General features: G+C 41.1%; 24 protein-coding genes and 1 other annotated feature. Of the genes, 4 read left to right on the top strand and 20 right to left on the bottom strand.

From position 1 onward, the window contains the following. Nucleotides 1-107 precede the first annotated feature (107 nt). From QNI29_RS15600 to zapA, 6 genes are all read right to left on the bottom strand, one after another. Nucleotides 108-1,823, bottom strand: a complete 1,716-nt coding sequence (locus tag QNI29_RS15600) for a long-chain-fatty-acid--CoA ligase (RefSeq protein WP_231417401.1) — start codon at nt 1,821-1,823, stop codon at nt 108-110. Between the two features lie 299 nt (nt 1,824-2,122). After that, nucleotides 2,123-2,527 (bottom strand): DUF350 domain-containing protein, encoded by a 405-nt coding sequence (locus tag QNI29_RS15605; protein WP_231417402.1) that lies wholly within the window; start codon nt 2,525-2,527, stop codon nt 2,123-2,125. A 17-nt stretch (nt 2,528-2,544) separates the two neighbouring features. Next, nucleotides 2,545-4,899, bottom strand: coding sequence for an endonuclease MutS2 (locus tag QNI29_RS15610; protein ID WP_231417403.1), 2,355 nt, complete (start codon nt 4,897-4,899; stop codon nt 2,545-2,547). Between the two features lie 22 nt (nt 4,900-4,921). Further along, nucleotides 4,922-6,640 (bottom strand): DNA polymerase/3'-5' exonuclease PolX, encoded by a 1,719-nt coding sequence (gene polX, locus QNI29_RS15615; RefSeq protein WP_231417608.1) that lies wholly within the window; start codon nt 6,638-6,640, stop codon nt 4,922-4,924. Between the two features lie 104 nt (nt 6,641-6,744). Next, entirely contained in the window at nt 6,745-7,293 is a 549-nt protein-coding gene (locus tag QNI29_RS15620; protein ID WP_231417404.1) for a CvpA family protein, read from the bottom strand. Continuing rightward, nucleotides 7,286-7,561: a cell division protein ZapA gene (gene zapA / locus QNI29_RS15625; protein ID WP_231417405.1), complete on the bottom strand. Its 276-nt coding sequence runs from the start codon at nt 7,559-7,561 to the stop codon at nt 7,286-7,288. Before zapA ends, QNI29_RS15620 begins: the two co-directional genes overlap by 8 nt. A gap of 159 nt (nt 7,562-7,720) precedes the next feature. Between zapA and rnhC the strand changes: the two genes are divergently transcribed. Next, nucleotides 7,721-8,656 (top strand): ribonuclease HIII, encoded by a 936-nt coding sequence (gene rnhC / locus QNI29_RS15630; RefSeq protein WP_231417406.1) that lies wholly within the window; start codon nt 7,721-7,723, stop codon nt 8,654-8,656. Between the two features lie 123 nt (nt 8,657-8,779). Continuing rightward, on the top strand, nt 8,780-10,177 hold the full coding sequence (locus QNI29_RS15635) for an alanine/glycine:cation symporter family protein (protein WP_231417407.1): 1,398 nt from the start codon (nt 8,780-8,782) through the stop codon (nt 10,175-10,177). Between the two features lie 84 nt (nt 10,178-10,261). Here the strand turns inward: QNI29_RS15635 and QNI29_RS15640 are convergent, their stop codons facing one another. The 4 genes from QNI29_RS15640 to QNI29_RS15655 form a co-directional block, all read right to left on the bottom strand. Beyond that, nucleotides 10,262-11,086, bottom strand: coding sequence for a YitT family protein (locus QNI29_RS15640; protein ID WP_231417408.1), 825 nt, complete (start codon nt 11,084-11,086; stop codon nt 10,262-10,264). A gap of 278 nt (nt 11,087-11,364) precedes the next feature. Beyond that, entirely contained in the window at nt 11,365-13,797 is a 2,433-nt protein-coding gene (gene pheT / locus QNI29_RS15645) for a phenylalanine--tRNA ligase subunit beta (RefSeq protein ID WP_231417409.1), read from the bottom strand. 13 nt (nt 13,798-13,810) lie between these two features. After that, complete coding sequence (pheS, locus tag QNI29_RS15650) at nt 13,811-14,845, bottom strand: phenylalanine--tRNA ligase subunit alpha (RefSeq protein ID WP_231417410.1); 1,035 nt, start codon at nt 14,843-14,845, stop codon at nt 13,811-13,813. Between the two features lie 365 nt (nt 14,846-15,210). After that, complete coding sequence (locus QNI29_RS15655; RefSeq protein WP_231417411.1) at nt 15,211-15,948, bottom strand: TrmH family RNA methyltransferase; 738 nt, start codon at nt 15,946-15,948, stop codon at nt 15,211-15,213. A 112-nt stretch (nt 15,949-16,060) separates the two neighbouring features. Between QNI29_RS15655 and sspI the strand changes: the two genes are divergently transcribed. Beyond that, nucleotides 16,061-16,279 (top strand): small acid-soluble spore protein SspI, encoded by a 219-nt coding sequence (gene sspI, locus QNI29_RS15660; protein ID WP_231417412.1) that lies wholly within the window; start codon nt 16,061-16,063, stop codon nt 16,277-16,279. 33 nt (nt 16,280-16,312) lie between these two features. Here sspI and QNI29_RS15665 read toward each other — a convergent pair whose 3' ends face one another. The 3 genes from QNI29_RS15665 to QNI29_RS15675 all read right to left on the bottom strand — a co-directional run bounded on the left by QNI29_RS15665 (nt 16,313) and on the right by QNI29_RS15675 (nt 18,399). Further along, on the bottom strand, nt 16,313-16,573 hold the full coding sequence (locus QNI29_RS15665; protein ID WP_231417413.1) for a hypothetical protein: 261 nt from the start codon (nt 16,571-16,573) through the stop codon (nt 16,313-16,315). Between the two features lie 174 nt (nt 16,574-16,747). Then, entirely contained in the window at nt 16,748-17,833 is a 1,086-nt protein-coding gene (locus tag QNI29_RS15670) for a M42 family metallopeptidase (RefSeq protein WP_231417414.1), read from the bottom strand. A 74-nt stretch (nt 17,834-17,907) separates the two neighbouring features. Further along, entirely contained in the window at nt 17,908-18,399 is a 492-nt protein-coding gene (locus tag QNI29_RS15675; RefSeq protein WP_231417415.1) for a dUTP diphosphatase, read from the bottom strand. Nucleotides 18,400-18,529: 130 nt separating this feature from the next. Between QNI29_RS15675 and QNI29_RS15680 the strand changes: the two genes are divergently transcribed. Continuing rightward, the gene (locus QNI29_RS15680) at nt 18,530-18,925 is read left to right on the top strand and encodes a sigma-w pathway protein ysdB (RefSeq protein ID WP_231417416.1); all 396 of its coding nucleotides are present in this window, start codon (nt 18,530-18,532) and stop codon (nt 18,923-18,925) included. 46 nt (nt 18,926-18,971) lie between these two features. Here the strand turns inward: QNI29_RS15680 and QNI29_RS15685 are convergent, their stop codons facing one another. From QNI29_RS15685 to thrS, 7 genes are all read right to left on the bottom strand, one after another. Beyond that, nucleotides 18,972-19,544, bottom strand: a complete 573-nt coding sequence (locus QNI29_RS15685; RefSeq protein ID WP_231417417.1) for a TVP38/TMEM64 family protein — start codon at nt 19,542-19,544, stop codon at nt 18,972-18,974. A gap of 90 nt (nt 19,545-19,634) precedes the next feature. After that, a complete protein-coding gene (locus QNI29_RS15690) occupies nt 19,635-19,952 on the bottom strand; it encodes a DUF1294 domain-containing protein (RefSeq protein ID WP_284526569.1) in 318 nt (105 codons plus the stop codon). A 40-nt stretch (nt 19,953-19,992) separates the two neighbouring features. Then, nucleotides 19,993-20,349 carry a 50S ribosomal protein L20 gene (gene rplT / locus QNI29_RS15695; RefSeq protein WP_231417419.1) on the bottom strand — a complete coding sequence of 119 codons (357 nt, stop codon included), beginning with the start codon at nt 20,347-20,349 and terminating at the stop codon, nt 19,993-19,995. Nucleotides 20,350-20,390: 41 nt separating this feature from the next. Then, nucleotides 20,391-20,588, bottom strand: a complete 198-nt coding sequence (gene rpmI / locus QNI29_RS15700) for a 50S ribosomal protein L35 (protein ID WP_231417420.1) — start codon at nt 20,586-20,588, stop codon at nt 20,391-20,393. 35 nt (nt 20,589-20,623) lie between these two features. Next, nucleotides 20,624-21,130 carry a translation initiation factor IF-3 gene (gene infC, locus QNI29_RS15705; RefSeq protein WP_036784481.1) on the bottom strand — a complete coding sequence of 169 codons (507 nt, stop codon included), beginning with the start codon at nt 21,128-21,130 and terminating at the stop codon, nt 20,624-20,626. Nucleotides 21,131-21,228: 98 nt separating this feature from the next. Next, nucleotides 21,229-21,355 (bottom strand) — a sequence feature (ribosomal protein L20 leader region). A 310-nt stretch (nt 21,356-21,665) separates the two neighbouring features. After that, nucleotides 21,666-22,199, bottom strand: coding sequence for a hypothetical protein (locus QNI29_RS15710; protein ID WP_231417421.1), 534 nt, complete (start codon nt 22,197-22,199; stop codon nt 21,666-21,668). Nucleotides 22,200-22,433: 234 nt separating this feature from the next. Next, on the bottom strand, nt 22,434-24,371 hold the full coding sequence (gene thrS / locus QNI29_RS15715; protein WP_231417422.1) for a threonine--tRNA ligase: 1,938 nt from the start codon (nt 24,369-24,371) through the stop codon (nt 22,434-22,436). Between the last annotated feature and the right edge of the window lie 313 nt (nt 24,372-24,684).

Consider the following 24,684-nt stretch of genomic DNA (forward strand, 5'->3'; position numbering starts at 1 on the left):
ATGAATGACTATTCATTCATCTTCATTCTACAAAACGATTTGACTTCTGTCAATCTTAATATAAAGGGCTTATCCAAACTCATCCCAAAGAAAAAAGAGCCAGGGGCTCAACTAGTCGTTTTGTTTGATTGGGCAAGCTTTTCTCTCTCTTCATCTACGAGGGAACGACGTAAGATCTTCCCGACAGCTGTCTTAGGCAATTCTGTTCTGAATTCATAGATTCGTGGTACTTTATAAGCGGCAATATGCTTACGGCTGTAGGCGTCAAGTTCTTCCTCAGTCAAGGTTTTATTCTCTTTTAAGACCACATAGGCTTTAACCGTTTCGCCTCTATAAGGATCGGGCACACCTGCTACGACTACTTCCTGAATAGCCTCGTGTTCATATAGGACTTCTTCTATTTCACGAGGATATATATTGTATCCCCCAGCAATAATCATATCTTTTTTTCGATCTACAATGTAAAAATACCCTTCTTCGTCCATGTAGCCTAAATCACCCGTCAACAACCATCCCTCACGGAGCACCTGAGCTGTTTCTTCAGGCTTATTCCAATACCCTTTCATGATCTGCGGGCCAAAGACAGCTATTTCTCCAATTTCACCAGGTTCTGCTTCTTCTGTCGTTTCAGGCTTAAAGATTTTGGCATCAGTATCAGGCCAAGGGACACCAACACTTCCACTTACCCGCTTCTCCCAAACAAAGTTGGAATGTGTAACTGGCGAAGACTCCGAAAGACCATATCCTTCAACTAACTTCCCACCTGTCACACGCTCAAATTGTTCCTGCACCTCTGCAGGAAGAGGAGCCGACCCGCTAATACATGCCTCAATGGAAGATAAATCATACTTTTGTAAAGAAGGATGATTTAGTAAAGCAATATAAATTGTCGGGGCACCTGGGAATAAAGTTGGACGCTGTTTCTGAATCGTTTTTAACACGTCCTCTACTTCGAATTTTGGAAGTAAAATCATTTTATTACCCAGCATAATTGATAAATTCATAACGGAGGTCATCCCATATACATGGAAGAACGGAAGAATACCTAATATGATTTCTTCGCCTTTTTTCGCCTTATACAACCAGGCATCAGACATTTGAGTATTCGAAACTAAATTATAGTGGGTAAGCATGACCCCTTTAGGGAATCCTGTTGTCCCCCCTGTATACTGAAGGATGGCTACATCCTCTTTAGGATCTATATCTACTTCATGAACGATTCCAGATGCATCTAACATTAGATCTTCCCACACATGGGTGTCTCCTCCGTGTTCAGGACGCACAATTAAACCATACTGCTTCTTCTGAATATACGGGTACACCACGTTTTTAGGAAATGGTAAATAATCTTTAATCCCAGTTACAATCACGTGTTCGAGATCCGTTTTCCCTTTTATGTTAGTGACTCTCGGGTACAAGACATCTAAACAAACGATCATCTTCGCACCTGAGTCTTTCATCTGATACTCAAGCTCACGCTCCACATAAAGCGGATTTGTCTGAACCACCACACCGCCAGCTTGTAAAATACCATAATAAGCAATTACAGACTGCGGACAGTTCGGGAGCATGATGGAAACACGGTCCCCTTTTCTCAACCCTAAATACTGAAGGTAACTGGCAAATTGCTGAACCTCTGAGTATAAAGAATCATACGATATCTCTTTGCCCATAAAATGAAGCGCTTTCTTTTTTGGGTATTGAAGAGCACTTTCCTTCAAGAATTGATGGATAGGCTTTTCATCGTACTCGATCGATGTTGGGATCTCCTCTGGATAATGTTTTAACCATGGGCGCTGATCTACTGCATGTAATTCGCTCATACCTAACCCCCTCGAATAAAATTAGACTTCTTACCTATATTATAACGATAGTCCTGCTTAAATTGAAAGATAATTTAGAAAATTTAATTGAAAGACCTACATTCAATGTGCTGTAGCTAAAGATTGACTCAGTAATGAATTGACCTGACTGTTCATAAAAAGAACTCCCACTTGACGCTGAATAGCCAGTGGGAGTTCAATATTAAACGAAAAACACGATATATATAATTCCTACGATGATAAAGGCAGCGGAAACGACGCCTAAAACTTTCGCTAAAGTTTCCATCTGATTCTCTCCCTTAGTTAATGTTTGCTCCTATGACAAAGGATAATCCAACTGAAATGACCATGGAGATAAACCCTACAGCCCGGTTGTCCTGTTCAATCTCATCATCAATTCGAAAGCTTGGGGTAAGGAATTCAAATATAAAATAACCAAATAATAGCAGTACAAACCCAAAGAACCCCCAGCCGATCATTTCTAACAGAGAATCATTGTGCTGAATCGAATAGCGGAAAATGTTTGAGATCCCAAAGATCTTACCTCCTGTAGCCATTGCTACTGAAAAATTCCCTTTCTTTATATGTTCCCAGTTGTTATATTTCGTCACCACTTCAAAGATAGCAAGAAATAAAACAGCGCAGAGAACAGCAACGCTATAACGTGCTGCTGTCTCTACAAGGGCATGCTCCCAAAAGTCCATTTATTTCTCTCCCCTTATTAGCGTAATTCAAAGACGGTAACGCCGCCGCCTCCTTCGTTCATACCTCCAGATCGTGCACCTGCAATCGATCTGTGGCGCTTTGCGAATTCTTCTACACCTTTGCGGAGAGCACCTGTTCCTTTTCCGTGAATAATATGAACCGTTTTATACCCAGCTAAAATGGCATCATCCACATACTTCTCCAAACGATGTAAAGCCTCCTCATAACGCTCTCCTCGAAGATCAAGTTCCGGTTTCACATGGTGACTTGACCCTTTCACAGTTGCCATCGGCTTTTGTTTTAAAGGCTCTTCGCGTTTCACGAACTCCAAGTCTTTGGCTTTTACCTTCATCTTCATAATACCTAACTGCACCTGAAACTCTTTATCATTTACTTTTTCAATAATATGACCTTGCTGATTTAAGGAGAGGACATTTACTTCATCACCAGGTTGCAAAGTAGGTTGAGTAGCCTTCTTCTTCACAGGCTGCTTTTGTTTTTTCTTAGCTAGTTCCGGCTGTGCCTCATCAAGCATTTTACGAGCTTCAATCCACTCATGCTCCTTAAGCTCTGCCTGATTCTTCATATTACGCATTTCTGAGACAATATCTTCTGCTTCTTGTTTCGCTTTATCGACAGCTTTTTTCGCCTTTTCTTCGGCTTTTTGATATAGGTCTTCTCGTTTACTTTCAAACTCTGCCCATTTTTGCTCTAACTCATTACGCAGGTTTTGAGCTTCTTGGAGCAATTCCTCAGCTTCTTCATAATCACGATCGGCTCCACGTCTAGACTCTTCAAGGGAAGCGATCATGTTTTCGACACTTTCTGAATCGGCTCCCATATGGCCTTTAGCTGTGGTTATAATGCTTTCTTCTAGCCCCAATCTTCTAGAGATTTCAAAAGCATTACTCCGCCCAGGTACGCCAATAAGTAAACGATATGTCGGTCTTAATGTTTCTACATCAAATTCAACAGAAGCATTGACAACACCATCTCTGTTAAATCCATAGGCTTTTAGCTCAGGATAGTGGGTGGTTGCTATGACTCTTGCCCCTCTTCCGACTACATCATCTAAAATGGACATGGCTAAAGCGGCACCTTCTTGCGGGTCTGTTCCTGCGCCTAATTCATCAAATAGCACCAAGCCTTTATGGTCGACTTTTTGTAAGATGTCCACGATATTCGTCATGTGAGAAGAAAATGTACTTAAGGATTGCTCAATGGACTGTTCATCTCCAATATCAGCAAAGATATTTTCAAAGACAGTAAGTTGACAGCCATCTTGTGCAGGTATTTGTAACCCAGCTTGAGCCATCAGCTGGCATAATCCGACCATTTTCAATGTGACGGTCTTACCACCCGTATTGGGACCTGTGATCACAATTGATGTAAAATCCTCGCCAAGCTCCACGTCATTTGGCACTACTTCATCTTCTGGAATTAAAGGGTGGCGTGCTTGCTTCATTTTAATGATCCCTTGGTCATTAATGGTTGGCTTAGCTGCTCTCATTGTCTTACCAAAGCGAGCCTTCGCAAACATAAAGTCCAGTTTTGCCAGTACCTTTACATTCTGATACAGGTAATCTTCATCGGCTGCAATACGTTCTGACAATTCAATTAGAATCCGTTCAATCTCATGCTTTTCCTGAACGCGGGCTTCTTGCAGTTGATTATTCAATTCTACTACTGCTTGAGGCTCAATAAATAACGTAGCTCCAGAGGAAGATTGGTCGTGTACGATCCCTCCAAAAGAACCTCTGTATTCCTGCTTCACAGGTAATACATAACGATCATTTCGGATGGTGATAATGGCATCAGAAAGCATTTTACTTTTTGACCTAGTCCACCCGTCCAGCTTGTCACGTACTTTATTTTCTGTCGTTCTAATTTTTGAACGGAGTGTGCGTAATTTATCACTAGCTCCATCCATTACTTTACCGTGATCGTCAATACGATTTCGAATCGAGCGTTCTAAATCATTTAGTGGCACAATTTGTTCAGCCATTTCTTGCAAGATCGGTATCATTAAGTCTTCTTCCACGTCCATGTCTTCAATGAACGTTTTCATTTGCTTACTTCCATATAGAGTACTCGCAATATCCAAACACTCTTCAGGTTGCAGCATGCCCCCGATAGCCGCACGCTTTACGTGAGGACGAATATCGAAAACCCCACCAAGTGGCGCGTGCCCTTTTAAACGTAGTACATGTGCTGCTTCATCCGTTTCTGCTTGCCATTTCTGAACCTCTTCAACCTCAATAGATGGTTTTAGTTTTAAGATTTGTTCTTTACCAAGGGAGGACGAAGCCTGTTCTGCTAATTGTTCAATCATTTTATTATATTCTAAAACATGATAGATTCGTTCATTCATCGTTGTGAACCCCTTTTATTCATTACCTGTTTTCTTTCATAAACGCTTTTAATTGATCAACCGTCCACGTGTTTAATACTGTATCTTTCCTAAGCCAGCCTTTACGACCAATGCCAACCCCTACTTCCATATCTTCGAGCATTGAATAATTATGGGCGTCTGTATTAATGGCAATACGCACTCCTTCTTCCTGAGCTTGTCTTATATAAGAAGCAGCAAGGTCTAAACGATTGGGGTTAGCGTTCAATTCAAGCGCTGTGTTCGTTTCTTTAGCACCTTGAATGAGTTCTTCCATATCGATTTCATACCCATCCCTTCTACCGATCAGCCGACCTGTAGGATGAGCAATTAAATGGACGTGAGGACACTCAAGAGCTGTTCTTAGACGCTTCATAATGGTTTCTTTTGGCTGTGAGAAGTTAGAATGAATCGACGCAATGACAAAATCCATTTCCTTCAAGAACTCGTTTGAAAAATCCAACGATCCATCCGGTAAGATGTCCATTTCAATTCCGGCAAAGATATGGAAATCTTTCATGGTTTCGTTTACTTTCTCAATTTCTTCACGTTGCTTTCTGAGTCGATCTTCGTTTAATCCATTAGCAACGCGTAAGTACTTAGAGTGATCTGTGATTGCGATGTACTCATATCCTTTTTCTTTTGCTCTTTCTGCCATTTCACGAATGGACTGCGCTCCGTCACTCCAAGCCGAGTGCATATGCAGATCTCCACGTATATCCTTGTGTTCAAGCAATTGAATCGGCTCTTTGAACGATTCCACTTCTCCTGTTTGTTCCCTTACCTCTGGTGGAATAAAGTTCAGGTTAAAATGAGCAAAGAATTCTTGTTCCGATTGAAACGTTTTAACTTCTCCTGTTTCCGTATTCTCAACACCATACTCGCTAATCTTCTCTCCTTGTTCTTTAGCAAGCTGACGCATAGCTACATTATGATCCTTTGATCCCGTAAAATGATGGAGGGTAGTCGCAAATTCATCAGGTGCGACAAGACGGAAATCTACAGCTATATCATAGCCCTCAGCTAATAAAAGCGATACCTTCGTATCCCCTTTAGCAATAATTTCTTTCACATTTTCAATTTCAAGCAGTTGCTCTCTTACTGCCTCATAATCTTTTGTAGCTATAATAAAGTCTAAGTCTTTAATGGTTTCTCTCATTCTTCTTAAACTTCCAGCCCTTGAATATTGTTCAATGGCATTCATCTCATCAAGATAGCTTTCAATCTTCTTTGCCAATGGTAGCATAACTGCAATCGGAAGTCGTTCAGGGCGCTTTGTAATATCTTCTAAAGCTTGAAGGATTTTTTCTTCCGTTTTCTTTCCGAAACCACTGAGTTCCTGCACTTTCCCTTCCTCACAAGCAGTCTTTAACGACGTTGCATCGGTTACCCCAAGTTCCTGGTACAGTTTCGCAAGCTTTTTACCCCCTAGCCCTTGAAGTTGCAACAAAGGAACAAGACCAGCAGGCACTTCTTCCTGCAGCTGATTTAACGTATCAGACTCGCCTTTTTCTATAAATTCATCAATGACTGCCGCTGTCCCTTTACCAATGCCGTTCATTTTAGTGAAATCATCAATTTCTGATAAAGAACGATCATCACTTTCTAATGCTTGCGCAGCTTTACGGTAAGCTGAAATCTTAAAAGGGTTTTCCCCTTTAAGCTCCATGTATACAGCAATCTGTTCCAATTTTTTAACGAGTTCCTTCTTATCTACTTTCATCATTTCACCTGCTTCTTATAATTTCATCACAACAGTCTTTTATGAGTTAATCGAAACCATACGCCCTGTTACGTAAAGAAAAAACTTCTCCAGTTAGAGAAGTTTTAGAGGTGCGGTGATACATGCTCAAACCACAACGCTTTGATCTGGCCAGAGAATAAAGGTGTGTGTTCTACAATGGTTTGTGCGATAAATGAATCTTCCACCGCATTTTGGACCATATTCATTGGCACAAGGGCCGCTATGTATAAAAAGATAAACAATATAAAATACATTTCTATGAATCCAAGTACTCCTCCAAGCAATCCGTTCGCTGTATGAACAATGGGAAGGTCTGCTAAGAAGTCTAGCATTGATGCGATGATTTGCATGACTACTTTTACGGCAAAGAAAATCGCTGCAAATGCGATGGCATGGTAAAATGCATTTTCCAAGGGAAGAGATTCTACAAAGACTGCCCAATTCGATCCTTCCGGTAATTCCGGATAGGGAATCCACAGCTGTAACTTCGGAGATAGATCATCATAGTAGACGACAGCTAGTATGAAAGCTACAATAAATCCAGTCATATGAAAGAGCTGTAATACAAAACCCCTGCGTAAACCGATTAATACTCCTAAAACTAATATTCCTAATAATAATAAATCAATCATGGTCTGAACGATCCTCTTCTTTCCTTTTTGATTCAACTATATTTGTATAATCTTCTTTTAGCTTTAAGTAATCATTCATGGTGTTAACTGCTGTTAGTACAGCAAGTTGCGCAGTATCCAATTTGGGGTTTGACTCCTGGATCTCTTTCATCTTTTGATCCACCAGACTAGCCACCATGCGTATATGGTGCGATGGCTCCTCTCCTACGATCTTGTATGTTCGATTATGTATATCGACCGTTGTTCTTTTTTTGTCTGAATTCGACACAGAGATATGCCCCCTCACCCACATTAGAATCCTAAACTTAATATTAACATGAAGCTGTTCAATAAGGAAAGCGTTGTCCTCTCATTCCCTCTATTATTCAGCTTTAGACGCCAATTTGATATACTGAGACTATTCGTTCTTAAAAGGAGATGGTACAGATTGTCTCAAACAGTCCTTAAATTACCAACTAATCAATTATATAAAATGCAAAGCTATTATCAAAAAACATTAAAGGGAAACCCGCCGCCCGGTGCTGTCTTTGCCGCAAAAGTAAACGGCTGCTCGATTACAGCTTATAAATCAGGTAAAGTGCTATTTCAGGGCCCTAATCATGAACAAGAAGCAGGGAAGTGGGGAACAGCTAGTCCCTCTCAAAAAAAGCCAAGCAAATCCTCTCCTACTGAGTCTCAATTCGCACCACCATCTTCCCTCTACACATCTAGTCATGCGGGATCTGATGAGGCAGGGACAGGGGATTACTTCGGCCCTATTACAGTTGCCTGCGCTTATGTTCGGGAAGACCAAATCGCACAATTAAAGGCTGCAGGCGTTCGCGACTCTAAAAGTTTAAAAGACCCTCAAATTGAGCAAATCGCTCGTAAAATCGTAAAAATGAATATCCCTTATTCTCTCGTTACCCTGCACAATGATAAATATAACCAGTGGCAGAGAAAAGGATGGTCACAGGGGAAAATGAAAACAATGCTCCACCACCATGCTTATAACAAACTCTTGCAGAAAATGAATCCCGATCAACCTGAAGGCTGGGTCATTGACCAATTTGCTGAACGCTCAGTCTATGAAAAACACTTACGCACAGAGAAAGCAACCCTTCAGGACAATGTGTATTTCTTAAAAAAAGCCGAATCCTATTCCATCGCTGTTGCAGCTGCTTCGATCATCGCTCGAACAGCATTTGTCCATCAAATGGATAAGCTGTCTGAGCGTGCTGGTATGCCTTTACCTAAAGGGGCTTCAAAGCGCGTCGACCAAGCAGCAGCTAAGCTTATTGAAACAAAAGGAGCCGATGTGTTAGAACAATTCGCTAAAGTTCACTTTGCTAATACGGAGAAGGCCTATAAATGGATAAAATAGTCCAGCACATTAAAACTGCACCCTATAGGGTGCAGTTTTTTATTGGGTAAAGATTCAATATACATTATTAGGGTATAAATCCATTATATAACATATTAAATTTATTTTGGAGGAGATTATGTAATGGAATGGTTACCTATGCTGTCTAACTTCTTATGGAAATATGTTTTATCTGCGCTTCTCATTTTTGTTGGCCTCTTTTTCACGATTCGATTGAAGTTTTTCCAGATTCGACATTTCGGACATATCCTCAATCAAACTGCAGGACAAATCTTCAAAAAAGACAAACAAAAGGGGTCAATTACTCCCTTCCAAGCTTTCACTTCTTCACTTGCCTCAACTGCTGGAGCTACAAACATCGTAGGTGTTCCAGTCGGTATTTACTTAGGTGGACCTGGTGCCTTATTTTGGATGTGGATTATTGCATTAATTGGAATGGCTACAAAATACGGAGAAATCGCTATGGGGTTGAAATACCGGGAAAAAAATAAAGAAGGAATATGGGTCGGGGGCCCTCAATATTACATTCGAAAAGCTCTCGGTTGGAAAGTAGTCGCCTTTTTATTCGCTTTTATACTTATGCTAGAACTCATACCAAGTATTATGGTTCAATCAAATTCCATCACGACGCAAGTGCAGGGAGCATTCGGATGGGATCGTTGGATTACAGGATTAATTATAACGGGAGTTGTAGGGATTATTGTATTTGGAGGAATCAAACGGATCGCTAACGTAACCGATAAAGTTGTCCCATTTATGGTTCTTACTTACTTAACGATTTGTTTAATTGTAATAGGTGCGAACGTTTCAGAAATTCCTGCGGTCTTTAATCTAATCATAACGCATGCATTCACACCAATATCTGCAACAGGAGGGTTTGCAGGTGCCGGATTTGCTCTCGCCCTTCGATGGGGAATTGCACGAGGGTTATACTCCAATGAGGCGGGTCTAGGAACAGCCCCTATCACACACGCAGCTGCTCAAACAGATCACCCCTCTAAGCAGGCTTTCTGGGGTGTGTTCAGCGTATTTATCGATACCATCATCATCTGTACCGTCTCAGGTTTAACTGTATTGGTATCAGGGGCATGGACACAAGTGGAATCCTCAGACGAAGCATCCAATATGATTGATATTGCATTATCAACTGTATACGGGGACACCTTTGGAGGAGGCTTCATTTCCCTTTTCCTTCTTTTCTTCGTATTAACGACTGTAGGGGTGCTTGTATTTTTCGGGGAAAAACAGGCAGAATATTTATTCGGGTTAAAAGCGTCTTGGATTATGCGTTTCGTCTATATCATTTCTGTCTTTGTAGGAGGTATTGGAGGGTTGGAGTTCATCTGGCAATTCCTTGATTTAATGTTAGCTGCTGTCGTGATCTTTAACGTGATCCCTCTCTTCTTTATGAGGAAAGAAATTATTGACTTAACGGACGATTACTTTAATAGGGTCTACAAAGGAAAAGATACGAAGCCAAAAATTACTCTTTTCCAAGATCAGGACCCTCCAAGTATGTAGATCCAAATAGAATGTCGATCGATATAAAATGATCGTTAACAGAAAAAGGCGAAAGCGCTAGGTCTTTCGCCTTTTTTGTTCTACTTATTTGAATCCACCACCAAACGCATTTCGTACATCGTGTATGACAACAAAAGCTTCCTCGTCCACTCCGTTGATAATTCTTTGAAGCTTAAACGTTTCTTGTTTATGCACAACCACATACAAGACCTTTTTATCTTTTTTTGAATATCCTCCATATCCCTCTAATACAGTAACCCCTCTTGGTACGTTAGAATTAATAGCTTCTAATACCTCCTCAGGAGTTTCAGATATAATGGTTACAGCTTTCCGCATATTCAGTCCATCCACTATGAACTCAATTGCACGTGCTCCTACATAAACCGCAATAACGGTTAATAGGGCTTTTTTCTGCCCAATTACAAAGACAGATCCTCCGATGACAATCATGTCAATTAACAAAGTTGCATTCGCCATGCTCCATCCCCAATTTTTCTTCATCATTTGAGAAATGATTTGGGTCCCACCAGAAGTACCGCCAGCACGAAAGATTAATCCAATCCCTCCACCTGCGAAGAGCCCAGCATAAATAGGTGCTAATAACGAATCCGATTCAATGGGTGTGCCTACGTGTTCTGTAAGCCATAAAAAGAACGACGTTGTAAAGATACCAATGAAGGTGTAGAGCATCATTCTCTTATCCAGATACTTAAAACCGATTATGATGAGAATCGTGTTTAGAATAAAGGTTGATAGACCGGTAGACCAATCAAAGACATAATATAGAACAATTGATATCCCGATGATTCCACCTTCTGATAAACCATTTGGTATGGCAAAGTAGTTGATTCCTAGTGAGAAGATAAAGGAACCGATTAGTATGAGTGCTACGTTTTTTACATGTTGCACTTGATCACCGCCTCTCCCCTTTTTATTTGTATTATGGGGGATGCCCCACCGGAATAGCAACCGTACCAACTTTTAGGTGAAAGAATAGGCAACCGAGAGGGTGATTCTGTTTCCATCTTCCGAGAGTAAGGAGGGGGTGGAAACCACTCGCTTTCCATATTTGAGATTACTTACTACAAAAATGGATGCGAGCGTTCTCTTTATCTACTTATTATCAAGAATTAAGGTGAACATAAAAAACTCCCTCTTTAGATAAAGAGGGAGTTTTTGGTTTAGGCTTAGGCACGTAGTTCTGCGTTGTATTGTTCTTTTACTTTAGTAAGAATGGCTTGGTGCGTTTCTTCTACCTCTTCGTCCTTAAGGGTACGAGATGGGTCAAGGTAAAGGAGCGAGAAGGCTAGTGATTTCTTTCCAGCTTCGAGGTGTTCTCCTTGATAAACGTCAAAGACTAAACAATTCTTCACAAGAGGAGCACCTGTTTCAAGAATGGTCTGACGAAGATCTCCTGCCGCTACACTTTCATCTACTACAAGGGCGATGTCCCGGCTAATGGATGGGTAGCGAGGGATTGGTGTATACGTCTCTTCTGACGAAATCGCTTCAAACACTTTTTCAAGATCCACATCAAAGGCATAGGCTTCTTTTAAATCAAAGCTTTTTTGAAGCGTTGGATGAACCTGGCCAACGTGTCCAATAGTTTCTCCATTCAACTGAACAAGAGCTGTACGGCCTGGGTGCATTCCGTCTACTTGACCTTGCTGATAAGAGATTTGGTTTTCTACGTCTAAATATCCGAACAATCCGTCTAGGATTCCTTTTACAACATAGAAATCAACATTTTTCTTCTCTTGTTGCCAAGGATGCGTTAACCAGCTACCTGTCAGCACACCAGCTAAGCGTTCTTTTTCTTCCGGTTGTTTGGTTAAGACGGCTTCTTCTGTTACATAGATGGAGCCTACTTCATAGAAAGCAACGTCTTTTTGTTTACGAGCGACATTGTAAGAAGCGGATGCTAACATCTCAGGTAAAGCGCTAAGTCGAAGATGACTATGCTCTTCACTCATTGGCATTGCTAAGTGCACAGGGCGAACATTTTCACCTTTCACATCAGGACTTACTAACATGTTCGCTCGTTCTTCTGTCGTAAGGGAATATGTTAGAGCTTCAGATAAACCTGCGCCTTCCAGGTAGCGACGCACTTTTCGGCGCAATGCTTGATAAGTTGTTAAACCACCAGCATTTCCAGCCCCTTGTGGCATCGTAAATGGAATGTTGTCATATCCAAACATACGTCCAATTTCTTCTACCATATCTTCCACAAGAGAAATGTCCCCACGACGGGTAGGGATGTTTACGGTAAAGGTTTCTCCGTCTTGTTCATAGGAGAACTGAAGTTTACGCAAAATATCCTGAATATGCGCGTCATTCATATCTGTTCCTAATACATGGTTCATTCGAGAAGTTGTGAAGGTTACGGTTTTCTCTTCATAAGTCAATTCATCGTAAGCAACTACGCCTTCTAGTACTTCTCCTCCAGCATACTCAGAAAGAAGTTGAGCTGCTCGAAGACCCGCACGTTGAACACGGTCAGGATCGACACCTTTCTCAAATCGAACGGAAGCCTCACTTCGTAAACCATGGTCTTTAGCCGCTGAACGAACAGCTTGAGGATCAAAGTAAGCTGCTTCTAAAAGAACAGTAGTCGTTCCTTCATGAACCTCAGAGTCAGCTCCTCCCATAACCCCTGCAATGGCAACAGGCTCTTGGCCGTTTGTAATTACAAGGTGGTTAGAAGACAGCGTGCGCTCTTCATCGTCTAACGTCTTAATCGTTTCGCCATCTGTAGCACGGCGAACCACTACTTCTTTACTTCCAAATCGATCATAGTCAAAGGCATGAAGTGGCTGTCCATATTCAAGGAGAACATAATTCGTAATATCAACAACGTTGTTAATAGGACGAATTCCAGCTGAAATTAAGCGATTACGCATCCATAGAGGAGCAGGTCCAACTTGAATATTTTTAACCACCATCGCTCCATAATATGGATTAAGGTCCCCGTCTTTAACGGATACAGAAATAGCATCTTCAGCTTTTTCATTTATAATTTGCACTTCTTCATCCGGGAAGTGGATTGGCGTGTCTAGGATTGCTGCTACTTCGTACGCAACACCCATCATACTTAGGGCATCAGAACGGTTAGGGGTAAGTCCTAGCTCAATAATGAGATCGTCCAGATTTAATAAGGAAGAAGCATCTGCCCCAATTTCAGGATCGCCATCAAAGACGAAAATTCCCTCTGCAAATTCAGCCGGCACGTACTTTTCATCAATGCCTAATTCCTGAAGGGAACAAATCATACCTGAAGACTCTTCACCGCGTAATTTAGCTTTTTTAATTTTAAAATCTCCTGGTAATACAGCGCCTGGTTTAGCGACGGCAACTTTTTGTCCTTTGGCTACATTTGGTGCGCCACACACAATTTGCAATACCTCGTCACCTACGTCCACTTGACAAACGTTTAACTTGTCTGCGTTCGGGTGTTGATCGCATTCTTTCACATATCCTACAACAAGGTTTTCGATTGGCTCACCGAAAGGTTCCACCCCTTCAACTTCGATACCTGTTTTTGTTATCTTTTCAGCTAAGTCTTCAGGTGTTAACCCTTGAAGATCTACGTATTGCTTTAACCAATTTAATGATACAAACATGCTTTTCTCCTCCTTACGCCTTATGGAATTGATTCAAGAATCGTACATCGTCCGTGTAGAAATGGCGAATATCATCGATACCATATTTCAACATCGCAATTCGTTCAGGCCCCATACCGAAGGCGAAACCTGTGTATTCGTTTGGATCATAGCCAGCCATTTCAAGTACATTCGGGTGAACCATTCCTGCACCTAGAATCTCAATCCATCCAGTTCCTTTACATACAGAACATCCTTCACCACCGCACATTTTACAAGAAATATCCATCTCAACAGATGGCTCTGTAAATGGGAAGAAACTTGGGCGAAGTCGAATTTCGCGCTCTTCACCAAACATTTGCTTAGCAAAAGCATTTAAGACACCTTTTAAATCACTCATTCGAACGTGCTTATCGACAAGTAACCCTTCAATTTGTGTAAATTGGTGAGAGTGAGTCGCATCATCTGTGTCACGGCGATAAACTTTACCAGGACAGATTACTTTTACAGGGCCTTTTCCTTTATGCTGCTCCATTGTACGTGCTTGGACAGGAGAGGTATGAGTGCGCATTAAGATCTCTTCAGTAATATAGAAAGAATCTTGCATGTCACGAGCAGGGTGACCTTTTGGTAAGTTCAAGGCTTCAAAGTTATAGTAGTCTGCTTCTACTTCAGGGCCCTCAGCAATTTCAAAGCCCATTCCGATAAACAGATCTTCAATTTCTTCGATTAAATTCGTCAGAAGATGAGGACCACCTGTTTGTACTGGACGGCCAGGTAGTGTCACGTCAATCGTTTCTTCTTGTAGCTGCTTTTCAAGAGCCGCTTCTTCCATTTTCGTTTGTTTCTCATCGATCGCTACTTGGATCTCTTCACGAACATCGTTAGCCATTTGTCCAATAACAGGACGTTCTTCTTTAGGAAGCTTCCCCATCCCACGAAGAACTTCGGTAATAGGACCTTTCTTTCCTAAGTATTGAACTTTCACATCTTGAAGAGCTTTTGTGTCTTCAGCTTGTGCAACCTTCTCGAGGGCTTCTGTTTTCAGTTCTACTAAACGCTCTTTCATCTTAATCCTCCTCTTAAATCTATCGTCATTTTAAGAACATAAAAAAGTCTCCTCCCTATAAAAGGGACGAGACTTGTTCGATATGGTTTCGCGGTACCACCCTTGTTGACACATCCTGCCTGAGGAAATGTCCACTTCATCATTGATAACGGATTCTTCATCCGGAAACACTTTTACTCATAGCTAGAGGTCCCAGTGTCAGCTCAAGAGTGAAACTTCAATGATTGGTCGATCTGGAAATGCTCTCAGTCTAAGACATCCCCTCCCTGAAGATCGGATAGGTGGCAACCATTTACTGGCTCTTTCAACGCTTTACTTTATTCAACTAATAGCTATTATAGAAAAGCTATACGCTCTTTGCAACCTTAGTTCCTTAAATAATACATTAAAATTCCGGCTGCAATGCCTACATTTAACGATTCAGCTCTCCCATAAATGGGAATCATGACTCTTTCATCAGCCTGATCGACGTAGGTTTCATTAACTCCTGCACCCTCATTTCCTACAATCAAGGCTACAGGGGCAGATGGGGTACAAGCCGTATAATCTTTCGCTTCTTTCAATGACGTAGCCCAGACAGAAACCCCTTGATTCTGAAGTTCGGGCACCCATTCTAATAACTCTCCTTTAAAGAAAGGAATGTGAAAGACAGATCCTTGAGTAGCGCGTAGCACTTTATCATTAAATGGATCGACCGTTCCTTTTCCGCAAATAATCGCATCAAAGCCAGCTGCATCTGCTGTACGTATTAATGTCCCTAAGTTGCCCGGGTCTTGTACAGCATCTAATATCAATATACGTTCAAATGGTTGCCATTCCGGTGCATCCATTCTTACAACCGCGGCGATCCCCTGGGGCTGCTCCGTTTCTGTTATTTCATTAAATACCTGGGAAGACACATAGGAATATGGATAGTTGCTCCATTCGCTTTGAAGCTCTACATCCTCCCTAACAATTAGTTCAAGAACCTTCCACTGACTTTTTAACGCTTCTTCCACAAGATGAAAACCTTCCACCAAAAAGGCTTGTTCCTGGTCGCGGGTTCTTTTTCGTTGTAACTTCTTCCACCGCTTAACGGATGGGTTTTGAGTAGATTCAATCATAAGTATGTTCATCCTTTGTTTCGCACTTGATTTCCTATCTTATCATACATATTTCTATTCACCGGGGTCAAACTATAATTAGATCGTATCCTTAAGAAAAGAGGTGGAAGAATTGAACCTTAACCTAAGAAACGCTATTTTAGATAATATTTCTGGGAACAACCAAGAACAACTTGAAGCAACGATTCAAGATGCCATTCAAAGCGGTGAAGAAAAAATGCTCCCAGGTCTTGGTGTTCTTTTCGAACTATACTGGGAAAATGCAAATGAGCAAGATAAGAAGGAAGTTCTTGAAACACTTGAAAACCACGTCCAAAACATGAAGCAATAGTAAAGAGAGGCTGCTCGACGAGACAGCCTCTTTTTAGTCTAAGTGACTCTTTATAAAACGGAGCTCTCCAATCAGACACTGCACTTCATCCGCTTCTAGCATCATAGGCAGTTGATCATTGATCGTAATGGCTGTCGTTTGTCCTTTGTGTTCCTCTAAATACTTTAATAATTCCTCAACCTGTTCCTCGGATAAGGAGGAACCCGTCTCGACACTTTTTACTGACTTCACATAAAAAGAATCCAAGTCATGAGCAAACTCACCTTCAAAAATATTTCCATTAAACACACTCATTAGTGACCCCACCTTTCACTTCTATTAAACCTAGCTTCCCACACCTATTCTGAACATATCCACTAAATTTATTTACGCAGTAATAAGCAGGAGAAGAGAGGAATCAAACCCTCAAAACCCGCTTCCATTAAAAAAACGTCCAGGAGATCGCCCCTGGACGTTTTGAACTCATCTTTAGTTAAATGTAATTTGCTTGACCGTTTCTTCGTCCATACCTTTAATCACTTCTACAATTAATTTCACCGCATTTTCAAAGTCATCACGGTGTAGCATTGCTGCGTGGGAATGGATATAACGTGTAGCGACGGTAATAGAAAGAGCAGGTACGCCGTCTGCTGTAAGATGAATTGAACCAGCATCTGTTCCTCCACCGGCAATCACATCATATTGATAAGGGATTTCGTTCTTATCTGCTGTATCAATCACATGGTCACGAAGCCCTTTATGGGAGATCATGGATGCATCATAAAGAATAATTTGAGGCCCTTCTCCCATTTTACTGGCTGCTTCTTTATCAGAAACCCCAGGTGTATCACCAGCGATCCCAACATCTACTGCAAAGCCGATATCAGGTTTAATGGCATTTGTGGAAGTCTTAGCTCCACGAAGACCTACCTCTTCTTGTACGGTTCCAACACCATACACGACGTTCGGATGTTCCTGACCTTTTAATTGTCGTAATACTTCAATCGCAATGGCACATCCAATGCGGTTATCCCAAGCTTTTGCAAGTAGCATTTTTTCATTTGGCATCTGAGTAAATTCAAAATACGGCACTACTGAATCACCAGGTCGAACACCAAATTCTTGTGCTTCTTCTTTAGAAGATGCTCCAATATCAATGAACATTTCTTTAATATCGATTGCTTTCTTACGCTGATCAGCAGGAAGGATATGTGGTGGTTTAGAACCGATCACTCCTGTCAGGTCACCGTTTTTAGTCATAATGGTCACACGTTGTGCCAGCATTACCTGACTCCACCAGCCACCGACTGTTTGGAAGTAGATGAACCCGTTGTCATCAATACGAGTAACCATAAATCCAACTTCATCTAAGTGTCCAGCAACCATAATCTTAGGCCCGTTTTCTTTACCTACTTTTTTAGCAATCAGACTCCCTAAATTATCTGTATACACTTCATCTGCAAATGGAGTTATGTATTTCTTCATAACGTCCCGTGGTTCTTTCTCGTTACCTGGGACCCCTTTCGCATCTGTTAAGTCTTTAAGCATCGTGAGAGTATCATCCCATTTAGCCATTTTAATTCCTCCTTCTATGTACTCATTCTCTTCATTATAACGCTTTAAAGAAAAATTCACAAAATTCAAAGAACCTAATACCCATTTTCCTGCCGTTCATGATTGACTTCATTCTTGTGATAATAGGCGTCCTGGATAGATTGCTCAGAAAATCCAAGCTTTACTCCTAAATTCAAAAACGTCTTAAAAAGTTGCTGGTAGTGAAGATCATTCGGCGATTCTTGAAAGAGGTGCACCTCTCCATACACTTTATGAAATTGTTCAGTTAGATCTACATCTACTGAGTTATGACCGTCTTCTTGCGGTGAATAACGGTAGTCTTTCTCAAGTCCCAGTGAAAGAATAAAATGAAGTCCATCCACGTATTCCTCCAATATTACCTCATCTTCTTTAGGAGGTTTAGTGCTCCAAAACTTAAAGCATCTTGTTTCATTCGCAAGCTCCCCTAACTCAACGAGCAAGGCCATAACTTTTCTCCGAAACAGATCCTCATTCTCCAATCCATGCTCCACTTCAATACGTTGGTCTAATTCTTGCTGCATTTTAAAAAGTGTTTCCCAGTTCATGTGCTGTATCTCCTTTTAGCTGTTTTGGTACGATTATAGCACGGGTTTAGGATTTTATGAAAAAGTTGAAACGTTTTGTAATTTCAATCGTAAGGAGAGGTAGATAGATTCGGTAAGGGAGTCGATCAATATGATCATTTATTTATTTAGGTTGTTAATTTTGGTTGCTGCCATCCTCCTGATCTATACAGCTTATAAATACGTTATCAATCCAAAGCGAAAGCTTGAGCTTGCTCAGGAGAAAAAGCAGTTTTATTTCTTAGATGATGCAGAGAACGTTAAGAAGAATTTTTTACTCACGTATAAGGGCGTTTTATTTGAGGGAGAAAAATACTTAGGTACTACGGAGAATTCCTTTGATGTGGTGTCTATATCCGTATGGACAAGGCAACCTGATAAGTTAAAAGGCTTTGAGCGTAATGATCTTTATTTCGTTGAGAAAGAAATTTACATTCACTACCCCCATGCCAGAGTCGAATGGAAAAACCCTATAAATAAATTAGTTCTGAGTCATTCAGGTGACTAAACCCGCGCAACAAAAAATGCCCACTCTCTTAATGAGGGGGCATTTCTTATGTTCCTGTTTGAAAAAAGTCATCCCACTTGATTACGATCTCTTTCCTTCTTAAAAGATAAATTAAGGTTAGTAACATCACCAAAAAACCGGCCATGATGAAAGGGGACATCTTTGAGATCCACTGCCCTACAGAAGTATAAACTACTGCTAGCGGGATGTTTGAGTAGAAGGAGGTCTTCATATAATCTTTAAACCCTTGAGACATTTCAATAATACATAGTGAAATTAAATGAAAATGAATAAACGGGACCAGACGTAGTAATGCAATTTGAGAGGTGGAAAAGCTAGAGTGCTTCCCAAAAAACTTGTGTTTTAGCTTCACCAGTTTTTGTAACGTCTTAGGCATCCACTGACTCACTTTATAAAATAATAAACTAGATAAGGTCACACCAATCACACTGTAAATCGAACCTGTCACCGCCCCAAACAAAATACCGCCGGATATACAAATGAAAGCAACAGGCAAAAACAGAAGCGGACGCAAAAGGTGAAAACTGATGAAGAGTAGAGGTGCAAAAAAGCCACTTGTCTCTAAGACCATCATAACGGTTGCCCCAAACTGATTCATGATGAACACACCCTTCCGCTAAAGCGGTATAGTACATACTTATGACAGAAGATGAGCTGTTATGACAAGAACACTTTCGCTCTCAAAGAGCTATCTAAGCCATACATATAAAGCCAAAAGAACGTGCACAATCAATGCAGCAGGAACTCCTATTACAAAAGCGCGATGTTTGGTCTTATGCCGAAACCATTTCATCCCTAAAAATGTTCCAAGAGAGCCTCCTATTAGCGTTACAACCCATAATTGTTTTTCAGAGATTCTCCATTCTTCTTTAATCGCCCTCGATTTATCTTGTTGCATTTGAATGAGAGCAATAACGTTTACAGCAATCACATACCACAACAGCATTGACCACATATTGATCCCTCTTTTCCTTTTCTTCTCAATCTTCAGACATAAAAAAGCCATTTTCCTAAGCGGTAGGAAAATGGCTTTTATCTGTCTCTGCTTATTTAAGAGCAGCTTTAGCTTGGTTAGCTAATGCAGCGAACCCTTTTTCGTCAGTTACAGCAAGATCAGCTAGCATTTTGCGGTTAACTTCAACACCAGCTAATTTAAGTCCGTGCATTAGACGGCTGTAAGAAATGTCGTTCATACGTGCCGCAGCGTTAATACGTGCGATCCATAATTTACGGAAATCACGTTTTTTCTGACGACGGTCACGGTATGCATACTGACCTGATTTCATTACCTGTTGTTTTGCTGTTTTGAATAAAGCATGTTTTGAACCATAATAACCTTTAGCAAGCTTTAAGACGCGCTTACGACGTTGGCGAGTGACTGTTCCACCTTTAACACGTGCCATAATAGTTCCCTCCTGTATTTCAAGTTAATAGTAAAATTTAATTATTTCTTAGGAAGCATAGCATCGATACGCTTTAAGTCGCCACTAGATACTAGTGCGTCTTTACGTAATTTACGCTTTTGCTTTTGAGATTTGTTAGCGAACAAGTGGCTTGTGAACGCGTGAGAACGTTTAACTTTTCCACTACCTGTACGACGAAAGCGTTTCTGAGAACCTTTGTGAGTCTTCATTTTTGGCATGAGTAATTCCTCCCTTTAGAAATATGTGAGTATGTTTACTGCTTCTCGTTTACTGGAGCAAGCATCATAAACATGTTACGACCTTCCATTTTCGGTTTCGTTTCAACCGTGGATAGATCTTTACATTCTTCAGCCAAGCGATCAAGAACTTTTTGGCCTAATTCTTTGTGAGTGATTGCACGTCCGCGGAAACGAACAGCTGCTTTCACTTTATCACCCTTAGATAAGAACTTACGCGCATTGCGTAGCTTCGTATTGAAGTCATGTTCTTCGATACCAGGGCTCAGGCGAACTTCCTTCACGTTGATGACTTTTTGCTTCTTACGCGCTTCTTTATCTTTCTTCTGTTGCTCAAAGCGATATTTACCATAGTCCATGATACGACATACTGGCGGTTTCGCATTTGGAGCAACCATCACAAGATCAAGATTTGCATTAGCTGCAATGTCTAAAGCCTCGTTTTTGGATTTAACGCCTAATTGGTCTCCGTTTGAATCAATGAGACGAACTTCGCGAGCACGAATCTTTTCATTGACGATCATATCTTTGCTAATAACCAGCCACCTCCAAGGTTTATTAAAAAGGTTTATATACGTCTGTTTATAGACAAGTCTATCTCAATCATGGTTGTTATTTCAGACAATCAAAAAAAGTGTCGGTACACACTGCACCCACACGTTTCCCAATTACGTTTAGAAAATCATACCTGACAACTACTCACATAGAGCGTCAATACAGGTGAGAAGCGGGTGCTTCTACTTGTCTCAGACAATATTTAAGTTTACCTTATTGAGAATAGCACGTTTAAAAAACAATGTCAAACGTAAACCAATCTTTTTTTATGCACATCTTCTGTGCATGACTTTTTAAGGATATATGATATAGCTTATATTTGCAACCACTATTTTTAATTTGAGGGCCCGAAGCTCAGAGAATGTTTCCGTTAGCTTTAGTTTAACGTAAGGTGGTTCCGGAAATCACCTTGCCCTATGTAGAGTAACGGAAACATGCTATACAGCGAGCTTTGAGGAAGATAAAACGTAACTATATAGAGCGAATTGAAGTCATAGGGTCAATTTAATCGCGGTTTTTAAAAGCAAGTGTCGGGGCGTGTTCGCCAAAACCAATGTGGGTATACCCCCATACTTTACCGTCGTTTGATGCGCCGTTAATGTAATGGTCCAGATCGTGCATAATACGATGAGTGGTAAGGAACTCTTGAATATCTTCTTTACTATTTGCGTTACCTAAATGGTGGAGTGCATTCTCTAAATCTGCCTTCAGGGATTGGTCTTCTGCTTTGTTAAGTAAGTCTTTTAGTGGTTCAGCTTGTGTCTTGAGTACCTTAGCATCTTTTGCATTCAAATGTTTGTACCGTTTCCAGCCAAGAAGAGTGTTAAACTCTTTGTGTATTTCTCCAACACCCTCCCCTATTTCTATTAAATGAGGTTCATTCACTAAAATAACCTCTTCACCGGCGCTTCTATCTGCCTCTTCCTCTATCCCTCTGGCATGAATAAAATGATTAAATATCACCGTCAATGCGACACACATCGTAATGGTCGAAAGCAAAGCGACTGCAGCGATCATAACCTTTCGATTCTGAGACATAGAAGTCCTCTCCTTTAGCGTTCTTTCTATTTTAGAAACCAGAACAAGAGTAGAGCTTAACTATACTGAGGGGAAGGAACAATAACCTATCACTGGCTTGCCTTAAGAATAAAGAAGGATGAGCGCCCCTCTTTTTTCCACCATATCATACCATAAATATGACCTGGTTTTTTATTTAGGCCAAAAGATCACAAAAACCCCAAAGCTTTGACAAGCTTTGGGGTAAGTTTACCTTTATTGTTTACCGCTAATTTCTTGTTTGATTTGAGAAACGAATTCTTGGAGAGATTTTGTTTCAGATTCTTTCTCTCCGTAACGGCGAATGTTTACACCATCTACTTCCATTTCGTTATCTCCAACCACAAGCTGGTATGGTACCTTTTGCATTTGAGCTTCACGGATCTTATAACCGATTTTCTCGTCACGCTCATCTACTTCAACACGAACTCCAGCGTACTTCAGTTCATCCTCTACTTTTTTCGCATAGTCTAAATGAACATCCGCGGATACCGGAATAATTTTCGCTTGAACAGGAGCTAACCATGTTGGGAAGGCTCCTTTGTATTCTTCAATTAAGAAGGCTACAAAGCGTTCCATTGTAGATACAACACCACGGTGGATCACCACAGGACGATGGTGAGCGCCATCTTCTCCAATGTACGTTAGATCAAAACGCTCTGGTAAGTGGAAGTCAAGCTGCACCGTTGATAACGTTTCGTCTTTTCCTAACGCCGTTTTCACCTGAACGTCTAGTTTCGGACCGTAGAATGCAGCTTCTCCTTCTGCCTCTACATAATCCACTTCAAGGTCTTCCATTGTTTCCTTAAGAAGAGCCTGTGCTTTATCCCACATCTCATCATTATCCACATACTTCTCTTTGTCTTCTTTATCACGATAAGAGAGACGGAAGTAGTAATTCTCTAAACCAAAGTCTTTATATACCTCTTGAATCATGCGAACTACACGGATAAATTCTTCTTTCAGCTGATCCGGACGAGCAAAGATATGCGCATCATTTAACGTCATGGCACGAACACGTTGAAGTCCCGCAAGAGCACCAGACATTTCATAACGGTGCATGGTTCCTAACTCAGCAATACGAACCGGAAGATTTCGGTAGCTGTGAAGCTGATTTTTATAAACCATCATGTGGTGCGGACAGTTCATGGGACGAAGAACAAGATCTTCGTTATCCATCTCCATCGTTGGGAACATATCGTCTTGATAGTGATCCCAGTGGCCACTTGTTTTGTAAAGATCCACTGATCCTAATACAGGCGTATAAACGTGGTCATAACCGAGACGTTCTTCTAGATCAACAATATAGCGTTCAATTGTACGTCTGATAGTCGCACCCTTAGGAAGCCATAGCGGAAGACCCTGCCCAACTTTTTGAGAAACTGTAAAGATGTCTAATTCTTTACCAAGTTTACGATGATCACGCTCTTTTGCCTCTTCACGCATTTTCAAGTATTCTTCAAGATGGTCTTTCTTCTCAAACGCAGTACCATAAATACGTTGAAGCATCTTGTTATCGCTATCTCCACGCCAGTAAGCACCAGATACACTTAACAATTTAAAGACTTTAATCTTGTTCGTAGAAGGTACGTGAGGTCCACGGCATAGGTCAAAGAATTCACCTTGCTTATAAATCGTAACAGAATCGCCTTCTGGAATCGCATCAATCAGTTCGAGTTTTAACTCATCGCCGATTTCCCGATACATTTCCTTCGCTTCTTCACGTGAAACTTCAAGGCGCTCCACTTCTAAGTTTTCACTTGTGATTTTTTGCATTTCCTTTTCAATCTTCTTAAGATCCTCTGGTGTAATAGAAGTATCCAGGTCCATATCGTAGTAGAACCCATTTTCAATAACCGGACCTACTCCCAGATTGACATTTCCGTAAATGCGTTTCACAGCTTGAGCCATTAGGTGAGCTGTGGAGTGACGAAGAACCTCAATACCTTCCTCATCACGAATCGTTACAATCTCTATAGAACCATCACCAGGAATTGCACGGCGAAGATCAATCAATTGACCATTGTGCTTCCCTGCCAATGCTTGTTTCTTTAAGCCTGAGCTAATGGAAGCAGCTACATCCTCTGTCGTCGTTCCTTGAGGGAACTCCTTAACCGCACCATCTGGAAATGTTAATTGAATAGCTTCCGACATGTTTATGTCACTCCTTTTATATTATTTATACATTAACTCTGCTACCTCTCTCATCTCGAAGAACATGGAATGGGTAACAAAGCGAACATAAAAAACGCCCGTCCCTTGCACAATCGCAAAGGGACGAGCGTTATACCCGTGGTTCCACCCAAATTCCCACAGTCTACACTGTGGCTTGATTCACACATCCGTAACGAGGACGAATCGCTGCTTACTACTAAGGGGTTCGCAAACAGAGTTCCGAGGTGGTAAACAAGTGTCGTACTTAGGAAGCTTCCAGCCTTAGACTTCCCTCTCTGTATAAGCCGTGTCA

It is taken from the genome of Pontibacillus chungwhensis (genome assembly GCF_030166655.1).
In the GTDB taxonomy this organism is placed as follows: Bacteria; Bacillota; Bacilli; order Bacillales; family BH030062; genus Pontibacillus.